This window comes from Streptomyces sp. NPDC059534, assembly GCF_042743475.1.
Classification (GTDB): domain Bacteria; phylum Actinomycetota; class Actinomycetes; order Streptomycetales; family Streptomycetaceae; genus Streptomyces.
In genome coordinates, this window is record NZ_JBHWAQ010000001.1 from 282,835 (window position 1) to 298,883 (window position 16,049).

Annotated in this window: 12 protein-coding genes; 9 read left to right on the forward strand and 3 right to left on the reverse strand. The window is 71.1% G+C overall.

Annotated features, from left to right (window positions below; all coding sequences use genetic code 11):
- Positions 1-205 precede the first annotated feature (205 nt).
- Positions 206-1,234, forward strand: a complete 1,029-nt coding sequence (locus ACFVZH_RS01080; protein ID WP_384891172.1) for an Lrp/AsnC family transcriptional regulator — start codon at positions 206-208, stop codon at positions 1,232-1,234.
- 267 nt (positions 1,235-1,501) lie between these two features.
- Here the strand turns inward: ACFVZH_RS01080 and ACFVZH_RS01085 are convergent, their stop codons facing one another.
- Entirely contained in the window at positions 1,502-3,016 is a 1,515-nt protein-coding gene (locus tag ACFVZH_RS01085) for an MFS transporter (RefSeq protein ID WP_384891174.1), read from the reverse strand.
- An 89-nt stretch (positions 3,017-3,105) separates the two neighbouring features.
- On the opposite strand from ACFVZH_RS01085, the gene ACFVZH_RS01090 reads away from it, so the two are divergent.
- The 4 genes from ACFVZH_RS01090 (at position 3,106) to ACFVZH_RS01105 (ending at position 6,638) form a co-directional block, all read left to right on the forward strand.
- A complete protein-coding gene (locus ACFVZH_RS01090) occupies positions 3,106-3,573 on the forward strand; it encodes a MarR family winged helix-turn-helix transcriptional regulator (RefSeq protein WP_384891177.1) in 468 nt (155 codons plus the stop codon).
- A gap of 343 nt (positions 3,574-3,916) precedes the next feature.
- Positions 3,917-4,780 carry an alpha/beta hydrolase gene (locus ACFVZH_RS01095; protein WP_384891180.1) on the forward strand — a complete coding sequence of 288 codons (864 nt, stop codon included), beginning with the start codon at positions 3,917-3,919 and terminating at the stop codon, positions 4,778-4,780.
- Positions 4,781-5,199: 419 nt separating this feature from the next.
- A complete protein-coding gene (locus ACFVZH_RS01100; protein WP_384891183.1) occupies positions 5,200-5,784 on the forward strand; it encodes a hypothetical protein in 585 nt (194 codons plus the stop codon).
- 23 nt (positions 5,785-5,807) lie between these two features.
- Complete coding sequence (locus ACFVZH_RS01105) at positions 5,808-6,638, forward strand: DUF5995 family protein (RefSeq protein ID WP_384891186.1); 831 nt, start codon at positions 5,808-5,810, stop codon at positions 6,636-6,638.
- Positions 6,639-6,855: 217 nt separating this feature from the next.
- Here ACFVZH_RS01105 and ACFVZH_RS01110 read toward each other — a convergent pair whose 3' ends face one another.
- Positions 6,856-7,224 (reverse strand): YrdB family protein, encoded by a 369-nt coding sequence (locus ACFVZH_RS01110; RefSeq protein ID WP_384891188.1) that lies wholly within the window; start codon positions 7,222-7,224, stop codon positions 6,856-6,858.
- Positions 7,225-7,431: 207 nt separating this feature from the next.
- Between ACFVZH_RS01110 and ACFVZH_RS01115 the strand changes: the two genes are divergently transcribed.
- From ACFVZH_RS01115 to ACFVZH_RS01130, 4 genes are all read left to right on the forward strand, one after another.
- Complete coding sequence (locus tag ACFVZH_RS01115; protein ID WP_384891191.1) at positions 7,432-10,410, forward strand: carbohydrate binding domain-containing protein; 2,979 nt, start codon at positions 7,432-7,434, stop codon at positions 10,408-10,410.
- Positions 10,411-10,708: 298 nt separating this feature from the next.
- Positions 10,709-12,496, forward strand: coding sequence for a S8 family serine peptidase (locus ACFVZH_RS01120; RefSeq protein ID WP_384891715.1), 1,788 nt, complete (start codon positions 10,709-10,711; stop codon positions 12,494-12,496).
- A 244-nt stretch (positions 12,497-12,740) separates the two neighbouring features.
- Complete coding sequence (locus ACFVZH_RS01125) at positions 12,741-13,652, forward strand: diiron oxygenase (protein WP_384891194.1); 912 nt, start codon at positions 12,741-12,743, stop codon at positions 13,650-13,652.
- Between the two features lie 33 nt (positions 13,653-13,685).
- Positions 13,686-15,344, forward strand: coding sequence for an FAD-dependent oxidoreductase (locus ACFVZH_RS01130; protein ID WP_384891197.1), 1,659 nt, complete (start codon positions 13,686-13,688; stop codon positions 15,342-15,344).
- Positions 15,345-15,428: 84 nt separating this feature from the next.
- Here ACFVZH_RS01130 and ACFVZH_RS01135 read toward each other — a convergent pair whose 3' ends face one another.
- On the reverse strand, positions 15,429-16,007 hold the full coding sequence (locus tag ACFVZH_RS01135) for a Type-2Aa cytolytic delta-endotoxin (RefSeq protein WP_384891200.1): 579 nt from the start codon (positions 16,005-16,007) through the stop codon (positions 15,429-15,431).
- Between the last annotated feature and the right edge of the window lie 42 nt (positions 16,008-16,049).

Consider the following 16,049-nt stretch of genomic DNA (forward strand, 5'->3'; position numbering starts at 1 on the left):
GGGGGTACGGGGGCGGAAGATGCACCACAATGTGGCGAGCGAGCGGCACTTCGGGCAAGAGTTGGCCCTGAAGACGGCCGATTGCGGCAGGAGAGCGGATTCCGCGGCGGATTCCGGCACAGCGCGACCGCGCGAGGCGCCATCAGGCACGGCCTCTGCCAAGGGGCGCGCGTGCGGGGGCGCGGCGTACGAGAGGGAGAACGGGATGACTGCCCCGCGGGAGCTCCGGCACGGCGCCGGCCCGGGCCTGGACGCACTGGACCACGCGATCCTCAAGGTGCTGCACCGGGACCCGCGCGCCCCGTTCGCGGAGGTCGCGGCGGCGGTCGGGGCACACGAGCGGACCGTCGCGCGCCGCCTGGAACGGATGACCGCCGACGGGCGGGTGGCGTTCGTCGCCGCGCTCGTCCCGGAGTACCAGTACGAGGGCGTGACGGCCGAGGTCGCCGTCCGGTGTGCACCGGGCCGCGTCCACGAGGTGGCCCTGACCCTGGCCGCCCTGGAGGAGACACGGTCCGTGGAGGTCGCCACCGGGGCGCTCGACGTGTTCGTCGAGCTCCACGCGCCGGGCCACGACGCGCTGCTGACGCTCGTGGACACGGCGATCGGCCGGCTCGACGGCGTCGTGGACATCCACTCCGCGGTGGTCCTCCGGCTGCTGCTCACGGCCAGCGACTGGGCGCCCTACGACGACGAGCCCACGGACGTGCGCCGGCACGCCGTCGAGGGCACGACCCTGCCGGAACCGCCGGTCGTGGACGAGCTGGACCGGCGGCTCGTCGAGCTCCTGCGGCGGGACGCCCGGATGTCGACGACCCGCCTCGCCCGCGAGCTGAGCGTCGGCGAGACCACCGCCCGGCGGCGTCTCGCCCGCCTGATGGACTCGCACGTCCTGCATCTGCGGCTGCACGCCGATCCCGCGGTACTCGGCTACCCGGTGGAGGCACGGTTCCGGCTCGGCGTTCCGCACCGCGAGCTCGCCCAGGCGATCCGCCTGCTCGCCCGCGAGCCCGCCCTCCGCCACCTCGTCGTCACCAGCGGCGGAACCAGCCTCCTCGGCTACTCGAGCCACCGCGACACACGCGACTTCCAGGAGTTCGCCACCCGGGTCTTCGCCCGCCTGGAGGGCGTGACGTCGACGGAGACGGCGCTGCTCATGCGTACGTACAAGCGGGCGGGATTCGCGTCGGGCGGAGGCGAAGGGGCGCGGGCACGCGGACCTGCGGGGGGCTGAAGACCGTCCGGCCTGCCCGCATGCCGACCTTGGCGACCTTGGCGACCCTGAGGCCGGCCTGCCGGCCGACCCTGACTGCCGGCCGACCTTGGCGCCCGGCCTGCCCTGGGTACGGGCCCGACGGGCGAGGGCCCCGGCGGCCGCCTCTGCTCGGCCGTCGGGGCCCTCGGGGGTCCGGCGCGCGCCTCCGGGGGCCGTGTCGCCGGACCCGGGGGCGCCGCCGCGCTCCGTCCCCACGTGCGGGGCGGCGCCACCCGGTACCGGGGTTCAGGCCGCGGCCTGAACCCCGGTGGCGGCGCGCGGCGTGGCGCCGGGTTCCGTTCCCGCCGGGTCGTCCGCGCCGGCGGTCGCGGCTCCGGCCGGGATCAGGGCGGCGACGAGGGCGGCCGCGAGGCCCACTCCGCAGCCGATGAGCATGGCGATGCGGAAGCCGTCCTCGGAGGGCAGCACGTGGCCGCCGAGGGTGGTGGTCATCTGGGCGAGCACGACGCCGATGACGGCGGCGGAGACGGAGGTGCCGATGGAGCGCATCAGCGTGTTGAAGCTGTTGGCCGACGCGGTCTCCTCCTGCGGGACGGCGCCCATGATGAGCGCGGGCATCGCGCCGTAGGCCAGGCCGACGCCCGTGTTGCAGATGAGCGTCACGACGAGCAGGCCCCAGGTGGTGCCCATCAGCGCGAGCGAGGAGCCGTACCCGGCGGCGATGACCAGGGCGCCCACGGAGAGCGTGACCTTGGGCCCGCGGGCGGCCGAGAGCTTCGCGCCGAGCGGCGCCAGGACCATCATCATCAGGCCCGCCGGGGCCATCCACAGGCCCATCGCCATCATCGACTGGCCGAGCCCGTAGCCGGTGGCCTCGGGCAGCTGGAACAGCTGGGGCACGACGAGGGACTGCGCGTACATGGCGAAGCCGACCAGGACCGAGGCCATGTTGGTCATCAGGACGACCGGACGGGCGGTGACCCGCAGGTCGACCAGCGGGTCGGGGATCCGCAGCTCCCAGGCACCCCAGGCCAGCAGGACGACGACCGCGACGGCGAACAGGCCGAGGGTGGTGCCGCTGCCCCAGCCCCAGGTCGCGCCCTTGGAGACGGCGAGCAGCAGGGCGACGAGACCGACGCCGAGACCGAGCGCGCCGGCCACGTCGAAGCGGCCCGGGGCCGCGGCGCGCCGGCCGGTGGGGGCGACGCGCCAGATGAGGAAGCCGACGAGGAGGCTCAGTCCGGCGGCGACCCAGAAGAGGACACGCCAGCTGGCGTTCTCGGCGACGGCGGCGGAGAAGGGCAGGCCGAGGGCGCCGCCGACGCCCATGGAGGCGCTCATCAGGGCGATCGAGCCGCCGAGCTTCTCGGGCGGCAGGATGTCCCGCAGCAGGCTGATGCCGAGGGGGACGACACCCATGCCGAGGCCCTGGAGTCCGCGTCCGACGATCATCGGGACGACGGAGGAGGCCAGCGCGCAGACCACGGAGCCGGCGACGAGCGGGACGACCGAGGCGAGCAGGACCCGGCGCTTGCCCAGGGTGTCGCCGAGCCGCCCGGCGACGGGCGTGGCGACGGCGCCCGCGAGCAGCGTGGCGGTGATCACCCAGGACGCGTTGGACGCGCTGGTGTCGAGCAGCTTGGGGAGGTCGCCGATGAGCGGCACCACCAGGGTCTGCATGAGTGCGGCCACGATGCCCGCGAGCGCGAGGACGCCGACGACGCCTCCGGGTCGGGCGTCGGGCTTGGAGCCGTCCACGAGTTCTCCCTCGGTCTTGCACGGTGCGTCATGGATCGCCATGCGCAGTCTTATGCATCATGCACATCACTTGCCAAATACACAAGATATGCATGCTGCACATTCGCTCGCCGCGAGAGAGAATGGGCCCCATGGACAAGCCCGTGGACAAGCCCACCCATCTGGTCGAGTTCGAGGCCATGCTGCTCGGCCGGCACGCCCTCCTGTACGCGCCCCGCTCCCGCGCCGGCGGCGGGCAGCTCGACCGCAGCGCGTACGTACTGCTGAGCCGCATCCAGATGCACGGGCCGATGTCCATCGGGCAGCTCACCGAAGCCTTCGGCCTCGACGCCTCCACCCTCAACCGCCAGACCGCCGCCATGCTGCGCGCGGGGGTCGTCGAACGCATCCCCGACCCGGAGGGCGGCATCGCCCGCAAGTTCCGCATCACCGAGGACGGCGAGCGCCGCCTGGAGGCGGACCGGGCCTCGAACATCGACGGCCTGGAGCGGGTCATGGAGCACTGGTCGCCCGAGGACGTGACCCTCTTCGCCGCCTTCCTCGAGCGCTTCAACCGGGACATCGAGCGCCTGGAGGGGCGCCCCTGGCCGCGCCCGTAGCCCCCACCGGAACACCGCCCCGCCCGGAGCCGCGCCGCCTGGGAACTGTCGTCAAAGCGTCACGCCCACATCAGGAGCGAGGCCACGTCGCGGTGCTTGTAGACCTGCTTGTCGAAGGCCGGCGGTCGACCACCCCGGCCACCTCGCCGCGCCCGGAGGGCTGTCGAGACGTGAAACAGCCGTGCGCGGCGCGGAGGCGACTGTTACGGTCGGCCACATGTGTTCCGTCATCCACAACTGGCAGGCTCTGCGCACCCGGTCGACGCGCTGACCGTGGTGTCGGCCGTCGCCGACACCGGGTCCCCCGTTCACCGTTCACCTCTGGATGACGAGGATCTTCACCATGCGCGCAGACTCGCGCCCCACATTCGTATTGGTTCATGGCGGCTCCAGCAACGCCCGGGCCTGGGGCCCGTTGCAGAACGAGCTGGCCTTGCTCGGCTACCGTTCGCTCGCCGTCGACCTGCCCGGTCACGGCGACCTCGCCGATACCCCTGCCGCCTACTACCGGCAACCCCAGGACGTCACGGCACTCGCCGCCGCGCCCTCCGCGCTGCGCGGTGTCACGTTGAAGGACAACGTGCGCCACGTGGTGGACACCCTGCGGCGGCTCGCGACGTCGGGGCAGATCGTCCTGGTCGGCAACAGCCTCGGCGGTCTGACGATCAGCGCCGTCGCCAACGCCGCACCGGAGCTGCTCGACCGGGTGGTCTACCTCTCGGCGCTCTGCCTCAGCGATCCGGGCATGCTCGACGAGGCGTGGGACGTGGTCGACGACAACCTGCTGGACGCCGCAGTGGCCCGGATCGCCGTGCCGGGCGTGCGCGATCCGGGCGTGGTCCGGCTGAACTGGCGGGCCGCCCACGCCGATCCGGACGTGTTCGCCGCGTTGAAGGCCGCCATCATGGCCGACTCGACCGACCACCAGTTCCGGCTGCTGCTCGACTCCCTGGACCCGGACGAGACCTACTCTGCGATGGAGCCGGGCGCGTTGGTCCGGGCCGACACGTGGGGGCGGGTGCCGCACACCTACGTCCGGCTCTCCGCCGACCGAAGCCTTCCCCTGGCGGTCCAGGACCACATGATCCGCGCGGCGGACGCGTTGACCCCGCACCACCCCTTCGACGTGCACACCCTCGCGGCCTCGCACGTCGGCTACTTCAGCCGGCCACAGGTCTTCGCGGAGCTCCTGACGAGCCTCGTCTGAGGCGCCCCCGCACCCCGGGCGACCGGGGTGCGGGGCACACCCCTCGGAGCTGTCGTCAAAGTGTCAGGCCCACATCAGGAGCGACGCGAGGGTGACGGCTGCTTGGCACGACTGGGCGGTCTTGTCGTACGGGGGGATGCCATGCCCCTGCTTCAAGCGGTCGAAGCACCACTCCACGACGTTGCGGTGCTTGCAGACCTTCCGACCTAAGGTCGGCGGGCGGCCGGCTCCGTCGCAGGCGAGGTGGATCTTGCTGGTCAGCCATGGTGGAGTCGACCGACACCGGCCACCCGATGTCTCCCGCCGCATCGGCTTTCACCTGCGCGGCCTGGAGGCGGCGGGTTTCTCCTTGAGGTCGACATGAGTGGCTGAGCCGTCCAGAACCGCCACTCACAGGGAGTGATGATATACTACACAACGTGACAATGGAGCCCGAGGGCATCCCTCGACACCGCACGAACGCGCCCAATCACGTCTACTACTTCGACATCGGGACCGGCGTCTGGCAGGGGAAAGCCACCTTCCGCGTCACCTCCTGGCGTCGCCTCATGCGCAGCCGCATCGGGCTGACGAACAAGCTGCTGGTGACCTCCATGCACATCATCGAGCGGCTCACCGGTGCGCCACGGCAGGACTCGGACATCGTGGCGAAGCCGAACGAGGGCGAGTTCGGTCAGGCCGACAACGTGGTCAGGATCTCCAAGTTCGGTGTGACCCTGTACCTCTTGGAAGAGCAGTACGTACTGCACAGCGACGGAACCGGAGTCACCATTCACGGCAACGAGAGGCTCGGCCCTGTGCCGGGCCTGCTCACGCGGACCTTCACCTACACTGCGGAAATTCGCGAGGAAGGGATGGCCGCGACCTACAGCATGCCGTTGCTCGGAGCCCATTGGACCGGGAACTATCAGGTCGCAGCCGACCGCCAGAGCATCTTCGCGGAATTGGTGTGCGACTGGGGCACGGCGACCGAGGACACCCGCCGCATCAGCGCGCCGGCTTAGCGGGCGGCAGGAACACACTCCCGATGACCGCCGAGTTCACGCTCCCCGCCGAAAAGGTCACCCACGTCGCCGAGTTGATTGCCGACCGGGTCAGGCAGTACGACACCGCCCACGATCGCCGGGCCGCGTTCGCCTACACCTACTACCGCCTCACGACGACGCTCGCCACAGGCTTGGATACAGGCACCCCCGCGTTCAACGACCCGCCGTGGGTCGCCGAGCTGTGCGAGACGCTCGCATCGGCCTACTTCAGCGCGATGGACAGCATCGACGCATGGCTGGCAGGACGACCCGGCGGCTCCGCGGACGAAGTTCGGCCCGGCGATCTGCCGGACTCCATCCCTCAACCATGGCGAGATGTCTTCGCTGCTTCGAGTGTCCGACGCTCCTACCTCCTGGAAGACGTCATCTTCTCCATGATGGCGCACATGTCATACGACTTGCCGGAGGCGTTGCGGCGCATGGCGACATCCACGGACGACCGCAGCCACATCGCGGACTTCCACCGCATGAACGACGTGCTGGCGTCCTGTATCGACGGGATCCAGGACGACCTTTCGTCCCGGTACATCGGCGGGCTCAGCTCTTTGGACAGACTGTTCACCCGTAGTGACGAACTGTTGACCAATTACGGGATCCGAGTCTCGCGGAGCTTGGCCTGGTTCAACTGCGACAGACTCCTGGACCCGGATTCGACCGAGGAAGCGTCGCGGTCGATCGCCAGGAGCACCGCAGCGCTCATCTCGGAAATCCGCTCCCCCGGCGACCGGAAGCTGCGCGTCGGCTTGTGGATCCTGCGCAGGTTGATTCCCGACCGCCGGCACTGGCCCGCAGCGAGTACGCCCCTCGCGTAGAAGGCCGAAGCCTGTACGGACCGGGGCCCGCCGCCAAGCCGACCGGCGTCGCCAATCTCGTGGAGGCCCCGCGCGCCGGCCTCGAACGCGCCGGCAGCCCCAAGGCCACGGGAGGCCAGGCCACCGCCTCCGGCTTCTGACGGGCCCCGGCGGCGCGTTGACGGGCCCGCACGATCGCGGAGTCGACCGCGACGCACCCCGCCCAGACCCGCCCCGCTCAGACCCCGCGCCTCATCGCGGCCTGCCGGTCCACCGCCGCGAGGGCGGTGTTGGCGAGCGCGACGGCGGCGAAGGAGGCGGCCCACGCGGGCCGGTCGAGGGCGTGCAGCGCGAGCGCCGCCCCGCCGAAGACCAGGGCCTTCACGGCCAGAACTCCCGCCAGCGGCAACCGGATCCGGGCCTTGGGGGCGGCGAAGAGCCCCCAGGCGAAGGCCGCGACGGCGGGCGCGGCGACCGCGAGCAGCAGCCGGAGCGCCACGTTCTCCGCGCCCTCCCACCCCCACCACGCCAGTACGGCCAGGGCCGCGAGTTCCAGCAGGAACGCCAGCCCTTCGTTGAGCACGTGCAGCGGGCCGGGCAGCTTCATCGGGAACCCTTCGACGTCGATCGCGCGTGCGAACCGCCCCGAGCGTAGACGCCACTTCCGACAGAAGTCTTTACCTGCGGTTCCCGGCAGCGGTAACTTCCCGCCGACGCAAAACGTTTCTGAAACTTTCCGACAGCGTTTCCAACGGTGCCGATCCCCACCCCCCGAACCGGCCCGTACGGAGCGCGCCCCTGCCTGGAGAATCAGATGACCCGCACCCCCACGCGGCTGCCCGGCCGCCCGGTGGCCGCCCTGGCCGTGGCCGCCGGCCTGTTCGGCCTGCTCGCCGCACCCCCCGACGACCCGTCACCCCGCACCGCCCCGGCCGCGGCCGTCGCCGAGAACACCGCGACGGTCTTCTACTGGACCAAGACGAAGAACTGGGCTGCCTACAACCTGCATTACGCCCCCGACGGCGGCTCCTGGACCTCCGTCCCCGGCGTGGCCATGGAGGCCGCCTGTACGGACTGGGTGAAGAAGACCGTCACCCTCGGCGCGGCCACCGGACTGCAGGCCACGTTCAACAACGGCACCGGCACCTGGGACAACAACGGCGGCAAGAACTACGCGCTGGGCACCGGCGCCATCACCGTCAAGGACGGGGTCGTCGCCCACTCCGACCCCTGCGCGGGCGCGACGCCCACCCCGTCCGCCAAGGCCACGGTGTACTACTCCACCGAGGCGCTCGGCTGGTCCACCGCCAACATCCACTACCAGCCCGCCGGCGGCTCCTGGACGGCCGTCCCCGGCGTCGGCATGCAGGCCGCGTGCACCGGCTGGTGGAAGCGGGAGATCGACCTGGGGACGGCGACGTCCTTCAAGGCCGCGTTCAACAACGGCAACGGCACCTGGGACAACAACGGCGGCGCGGACTACGCCATCGGAACGGGCGTCAGCACCGTACGGAACAACGTGGTGACGGCGAACGCGACCGACCCGTGCGCCGCCGCGACGCCCGACACCCAGGCGCCGACCGCCCCGGGGCGCGTCACGGCCGCCGCCGACGGCATCTCGGTCCTCCTCACCTGGGACCCGTCCACCGACGACCGGGGCGTGACGAAGTACCAGGTCACGCGGACGGGCGGCAGCGGCGGCACGGTCGTGACCGACGTCGGCTCCACGGTGTACTCCGACACGGGTCTGGCCGAACGGACCGCCTACAGCTACACGGTGAAGGCCGTGGACGCGGCCGGGAACGTCTCCGCCGCCTCGGCGGCCGCGACCGCCACCACCGGTGACAAGCCGGCGACCCCCGCCACCGGGAAGCCGCTGGGCACCGACCCGCGCAAGGACCCGATCTACTTCGTCCTGACCGCGCGCTTCAACGACGGCGACCCGTCGAACAACCGCGGCGGCAGCCAGCACGTCAAGTCGGGCAACGCGGCCAACGACGACCCCATGTTCCGGGGCGACTTCAAGGGCCTCATCCAGAAGCTGGACTACGTCAAGGGGCTCGGCTTCTCGGCGATATGGGTCACCCCGGTGGTCCTCAACCGCTCCGACTACGACTACCACGGCTACCACGGCTACGACTTCTACAAGGTCGACCCGCGCCTGGAGTCGGCCGGCGCGTCCTACCAGGACCTCATCGACGCCGCCCACGCCAAGGGCATGAAGATCTACCAGGACGTCGTCTACAACCACTCCTCCCGCTGGGGCGCCAAGGGCCTGTTCACGCCCACCGTGTACGGCGTGCGGGACAGCCAGTGGAGCTGGTACTACGACGAGAAGCAGCCCGGATTCGAGTACGACGGGCTGACGATCGACGCGAAGAGCGGCAAGTCGTACTACAACGGCGACCTGTGGTCGACGGCCGAGCCGACCGGCAACACCTGCCTCAACTGGGGCAAGCCGACCGGCGGCAAGAGCGCCGAGGGCTACACGGTCTACAACTGCCAGTGGCCGAGCCCGACCTCCGGCATGTTCCCGAAGGCGCTGTTCCACCAGTGCTGGATAGGCAACTGGGAGGGCGAGGACTCCCGTTCCTGCTGGCTGCACGAGGACCTGGCCGACTTCAACACCGAGAACGCGACCGTCCAGAGCTACCTGATCGGCGCGTACGACAAGTACATCGACATGGGCGTCGACGGCTTCCGCGTCGACACGGCCGTGCACATCCCGCGCACCACCTGGAACCGGCGTTTCCTGCCGGCCATCCAGGAGCGGGTGACGCGGCGTCACGGAGCCGAGGCGGCCGCGAACTTCTTCGTCTTCGGCGAGGTCGCAGCCTTCGTCAACGACAAGTGGAACCGCGGCTCGGTGAACCACTCCGCGCAGTTCTACACCTGGAAGGAGCGCAAGGAGTACGACGCCGACGACACCAAGGCCGCCCTGGAGATGTACGACTACGAGCAGCAGCAGGGCACCGGCAACCAGCCCACCTCCACCAACGCGTTCCTGAACGGGAACAGCTACCACACCCCCGACCACAGCCGGTTCTCCGGCATGAACGTCATCGACATGCGCATGCACATGAACTTCGGTGACGCGTCCAACGCCTTCTACAACGGCAAGGACTCGGACGACAGTTACAACGACGCCACCTACAACGTCGTCTACGTCGACAGCCACGACTACGGCCCGAACAAGTCGAGCGAGCGCTACACGGGCGGCACCGACGCCTGGGCGGAGAACATGTCCCTGATGTGGACGTTCCGCGGCATCCCGACGCTGTACTACGGCTCCGAGATCGAGTTCCAGAAGGGGCAGAAGATCGACTGCGGGCCCACCTGCCCACTCGCCACCACCGGCCGCGCCTACTACGGCCAGCACCTCGCCGGCTCCGTCACGGCCTCCGACTTCTCCCAGGTCTCGTCGGCCTCCGGCGCCGTCGCCACCACGCTCCAGCAGCCCCTGGTGCAGCACGTGCAGCGGCTCAACCAGATCCGCCGCGCCATCCCCGCGCTCCAGATGGGCCAGTACTCCACCGAGGGCATCTCGGGCGGAATGGCCTACAAGCGGCGCTACACCAGCGGTGCCACGGACAGCTTCGCCCTGGTCACCGTCTCCGGCGGCGCCACCTTCTCCGGCGTCCCGAACGGCACCTACACCGACGCCGTCACCGGCGACGTGCGCACGGTCGCCAACGGCACCCTCACGGTCGTCGCGCCCGGCAAGGGCAACCTGCGCGTGTACGTCCTCAACGGCCCGGGCAAGATCGGCGCATCCGGCCCCTACCTGAAGTAGCGCACACCGTACGGGGCGGGCCCCACCCGCCCCGTACCGTCGCGCGGTGCGGTCGCCTCCGCACGCCCCGGGAACGAAAGGGACAAGTGAGCGGATAGGGCCGCCTTCCCGGCACGGTCAGATCAACAGTGCGTCACACGAACTGGCTTTTCGGACAGAATGCTTCCTTCCGCCGGTCGAGTCTGGGATCTTGCGTCCACCCCACACATCACAGGGCCCGGCGGGCGCCACCCGCGCCACCGGGTCATCGGAGGACGCATTGTTTTCCCACATATCCAGCCGGTTGAGGGCCTCGGCCATCGCCGTCGCGGCGCTCGGTACGACCGTGGCGCTCGCCGCTCCCGCCGGATTCGCCCAGGCAGCACCGTCGGACACCGCGCCCGTCGCGGCCCGTTCGGCGGGGGCGACGCAGACCACCACGACCACCACCGTCGCGGCGGCGCCGGCGGCCTGGGCCGCGGGCACCCGCGCGTACCTGGTGATCACCGCTCCCGGTGGCACCTCGGCGGTGAGCGCTGCGGTGACGAGCAACGGCGGCTCGGTCTTCGCCACCTACGACGCGATCGGCGTGATCGTGGCGCACTCGACGTCCGCGTCGTTCGCCGCGTCGATGCGCACGGTCGGCGGCGTCCAGCAGGTCGGCGCGACCCGTACGTCGGACGTTCCGGCCGACGCGTACAACCCGGCCCTCCCGGCCAACCCGGCGCAGTCCGCGACGACGCTCACGGAGTCGAACCGCTGGGACATGACCCAGATCAAGGCCGACCAGGCGTGGGCGGTCACCACCGGTTCGGCGACGGTGAAGGTCGGCGTCCTGGACACCGGCGTGGACGACCAGCACCAGGACATCTCGCCCAACTTCAACGCCGCCGACTCGGCCTCCTGTGCCTATGGCAAGGCGGACACCCGCGCCGGTGCCTGGCGTGACGTCGGCAGCCACGGCACGCACGTCGCGGGAACGATCGCGGCCGCCAAGAACGGCAAGGGCGTCATCGGCGTCGCGCCGGGCGTGAAGATCTCCTCGGTCCGCATCGCGGAGCCGACCAGCAGCCTGTTCTTCGCGGAGAACACGATCTGCGGCTTCGTGTGGGCCGGTGACCACGGCTTCAAGGTCACCAACAACAGCTACTACACGGACCCGTGGCAGTTCAACTGCCCGGACAACGTCGACCAGGCCGCCATCATCGAGGGTGTCCGCCGGGCGCAGGCGTACGCCGAGGGCAAGGGCTCGCTCCAGGTGGCCGCCGCCGGCAACTCCAATTACGACCTGGCGAACAAGACGACCGACTCCGAGAGCCCCAACGACTCGACTCCGGTCACCCGCACGATCACCAACGCCTGCATCGACATCCCGACGGAGCTGCCGGGCGTCGTGACCGTCGCCGCGCAGGCCAGCGGCGGCGCGAAGGCGTCGTACTCGAACTTCGGCAACGGCGTCATCGACATCGCCGCGCCGGGCGGTGACGGCTCCACCCAGGTGTACTCGACGCTGCCGGGCGGCAAGTACGGCAACATGAGCGGCACCTCGATGGCGTCCCCGCACGTGACCGGCGTCGCCGCGCTGATCGCGAGCGCGAACCCGACGTTCACCCCGGCGCAGATCCGGGACCAGCTCGGCGTCCAGGCCACCGACCGGGCCTGCCCCTCGGACGCCCGGTGCACGGGTACCGCGACGAAGAACGGCTTCTTCGGCGAGGGCGCGGTGGACGCGCTGAAGGCCGTCGGGGGCTCCACCCCGCCGCCCGGCGCGTACTTCGAGAACCTGACCGACGTCACGGTCGCCGACAACGCCACCGTCGAGAGCCCGATCACGGTCAGCGGGGTGACGGGCAACGCCCCGGCGACCCTGAAGGTGGGCGTGGACATCAAGCACACCTACATCGGTGACCTCAAGGTCGACCTGGTGGCCCCGGACGGCACCGTCTACACGCTGCACAACCGGACGGGCAGCGGCACCGACAACATCGCCCAGACGTACACGGTCAACGCTTCGGCGGAGGTCGCGAACGGTGTCTGGAAGCTCCGTGTGAACGACAACGCGAGCCAGGACACGGGCCGGATCGACGCCTGGAACCTGACCTTCTAGGACCGCGCGACCCCAGGACGGGGCCGGAGCCGCCATGGCTCCGGCCCCGTTCGCGTGCCCGGAGGAGGAAGCCCGGAGCGGCCCAGGGAAGCCCGGTGCGGCTCACGGAAGCCCGGTGGGAAGAAAGTCCCTACCGAGGGGTAGGCCCGCACGGCCCCCTTGCTATACGTTCCGTCTAACAAGCTTGCTAGACACCGCGTCTAACAAGCTTCCGTGCCGATCGCGCGATCCAAGGAGCCGCACCATGGCAGGCAGCACCGTTCGCCCGGACAGCCAGCACGTCACCGAATCGGACGTCGCCGAGCGGCTGCTCCGGTCGGCCGCGAAGCTGAGTTACGACCCCGCCGTCGAGGTGGACTGGGACACGCCCCTCGACAAGGACTTCCACGGCCAGAGCCCCGAGTGGAACTCCCTCTACGGCACCGCCTACTGGAACGAGATGACCGAGGAGCAGCGCAAGGAGCTGACCCGGCAGGAGTCCGCCTCGGTCGCCAGCACCGGCATCTGGTTCGAGATGATCCTCCAGCAGATGATGCTGCGCGACATCTACCTCATGGACCACACCGACCCCCGGTTCCAATGGGCCCTCACCGAGATCGCCGACGAGTGCCGGCACTCGATCATGTTCGCCCGGGGCTCCCAGAAGCTCGGCGCCCCCGCGTACCGCCCCAAGCGGGCCGTCATGGAGCTCGGCCGCTTCATGAAGACCGTCGGCTTCGGCGAAGCCGCCTACGCCGGCATCCTGGTCGCCGAGGAGGTCCTCGACGTCATGCAGCGCGACTGGATGCGCGACGAGCGGGTCGTCCCCTTCGTCCGCACCATCAACAACATCCATGTCGTCGAGGAATCCCGGCACATGAAGTTCGCCCGGGACGAGACGCGCCGCCACCTCGCCCACGCGGGCAGGGCCCGCCGTCACTTCCAGTCCCTCGTGGTCGCCATCGCCGCGTACTACATCATCACCAGCCTGGTGAACCCCGAGGTGTACGTGCGGGCCGGACTCGACCCGGAGCGGGCCCGCCGCGAGGCGGCCGCCAACGAGCACTACAAGGCACAGCTGCGCGCCAGTTGCTCCGGACTGATGGAGTTCCTGGCCGACGTCGGGATGCTGACCCGGCCCGCGCTCTTCTTCTACCAGCGCGCCCACCTCGTCTGACCCCTCCGAGCCGAGCAGAGCAGAGCCGACGACATGACCTACGCGATCACCCAGACCTGCTGCAACGACGCGACCTGCGTCGCCGTCTGCCCGGTCAACTGCATCCATCCCGCCCCCGGGGAACCGGACTTCGGGAGCACCGAGATGCTGTACATCGACCCCGAGTCCTGCATCGACTGCGGCGCCTGCGCCGACGCCTGCCCGGTCGACGCGATCTTCCCGGCGGACCTGCTCACCGGGCGGCTGCGGGAGTACGAGGCCCTCAACGCGGAGTACTACGAGGGCCGCACACCCCCGCCGGCCGTCGCCTCCCCCACCTTCCACAGCTGGGGCGCCCCGTCCTTCGCCCGCTCGCTGCCCGCCGACTTCGCGCCGCTGCGGATCGCGGTCGTCGGCACCGGGCCGGCCGGCATGTACGCGGCCGAGGACCTGCTCCTGCACACCAACGCCGAGGTGACGCTGATCGACCGGCTCCCGGTGGCCGGCGGTCTCGTCCGGTACGGCGTGGCACCGGACCACCCCGCGACCAAGGGGGCCGGCGAGACCTTCGCCCGCTTCCACGCCCACCCCCGGGTCCGTATGCGGCTCGGTCTCACGGTCGGCGAGGACGTCACGGCCGAGGAGCTCGCCGCGCACCACGACGCGGTGATCTACGCGGTCGGCGCACCCGCCGACCGGCGGCTCGGCATCCCCGGCGAGGACCTGCCCGGCAGCGTCTCCGCGACCTCCGTCGTGTCCTGGTACAACGCCCACCCGGAGACCCCCGCCGACGCCGTCCCGCTCACCGCCGAGCGGGTCGTGGTGGTGGGCAACGGCAACGTCGCCCTCGACGTCGCCCGCGTCCTCGTCACGGACCCCGCCGCCCTGGCCGGCACCGACATCGCCGACCACGCCCTCGCCGCCCTCTCGCGGACCCCGGTCCGCGAGGTGGTGCTGCTCGGCCGCCGGGGCCCCGGGGACGCCGCGTACACGGCCTCCGAACTGCTCGCCCTGAAGCACCTGCCCGGCGTGGACCTGGTCGTCGACGACCGGGACCCGCGCACCGGCGCGGCCGTCGACGCGGCCGCGCCCGGGGAGAAGGCGGCCCTGCTGCGCGACGTGGCCCGCGAGGCGGTCGACTGGGCGCGGTCCCCCGCGGGCGACCGGCGCCGGATCGTGCTCCGCTTCCACTCCGCCCCGGCCGAGGCCCTCGGCAGCGGCGCGGTGCGGGCGGTCAGGGTGACGGACGCCGGGTCGCCGGCCGGGACCGAGATCGCGGCGGGACTGCTCGTGCGGGCCATCGGATACCGCGGCGTCCCGCTGGCGGGGCTGCCGTTCGACGCGGCCACCGGCACGGTGCCGCACGAGGGCGGGCGGGTGGCAGGACTGCCCGGGAGCTATGTCGTCGGCTGGATCAAGCGCGGTCCGTCCGGTGGCATCGGTGCCAACCGGGCGTGCGCCGGGGAGACGGTCGGGACCCTGCTCGCGGACGCGGTCGCCGGTGCGCTGCCCACGCCGTCGGGCACCGCGCGGGACTTCCGCCGCCTGGCCGGGAACCGCAGCCGCGGTCTCGTCGACGCGCGGGGCCTCGCGACCATCGACCGGGCCGAACGGGCCAGGGGCCGGGACGCGGGCCGCCCCAGGGTCAAGCTCGCGACGGTGCCGGAGCTCGTCGCGGCGGCGCGGGGCGGACGGTGGCGCCGGAGCGGCTGAGCACGTGGAAGGGGGTGAGGCAGGTCGTTCCAGGCCGCGGGGGATCCGGCCCGGGACGGCGGGCCGGTGCGGAGCCGGTACGGGTCAGACGGAGACGGCCAGGGCCTGGCGGACCACGATCGCGTTGAGCCGCACCGCGAAGGGGACGACGTCCGTCAGGTCCAGCGCGAGGGCCCGTGCCTTCGGCAGCTCGACGGTCACGTCCACGCAGAAGGCCAGGGCGTACATGTACTCCCCGGTCTCCTCGTCCTGGAGGGCGAAGAACAGATCCCGGTAGAACCGGGTGCGCTCACCGGACTCCTCGTAGACGGAGAGGCCGGGCTGCCCCTCCTGGGCGGCGAGACCGGTGAAGGCCCCGACGAGCTCGCGCTCGACGGTCGCCCAGAAGCCGGCCTCCGCGCATTCCGGCGGCAGCGCCTGGCGGACGGCCTCCTTCAGGGAGAGGACCATGACCAGGACGGGGGCGTACTCCTGGAGCCCCCAGCCCCGGACCATCTTCACGACGGTGCTGTCCGGGACGGCCGCCGCGGCCTCCCGGATCGCCTCGAAGTCGAAGTTGACGGTCGCCGGCGCGATCGCCTCCTGGAACACCCGGTCGATGGACCGGGCCTGGTCGAGGTGGTCCGGTGCCACCTCGACGACGGTCCTGAAACTGGCGGCCAAAGCTCCTCCTGGATGATCGGGACGATCTCGGTGATCAAGGAG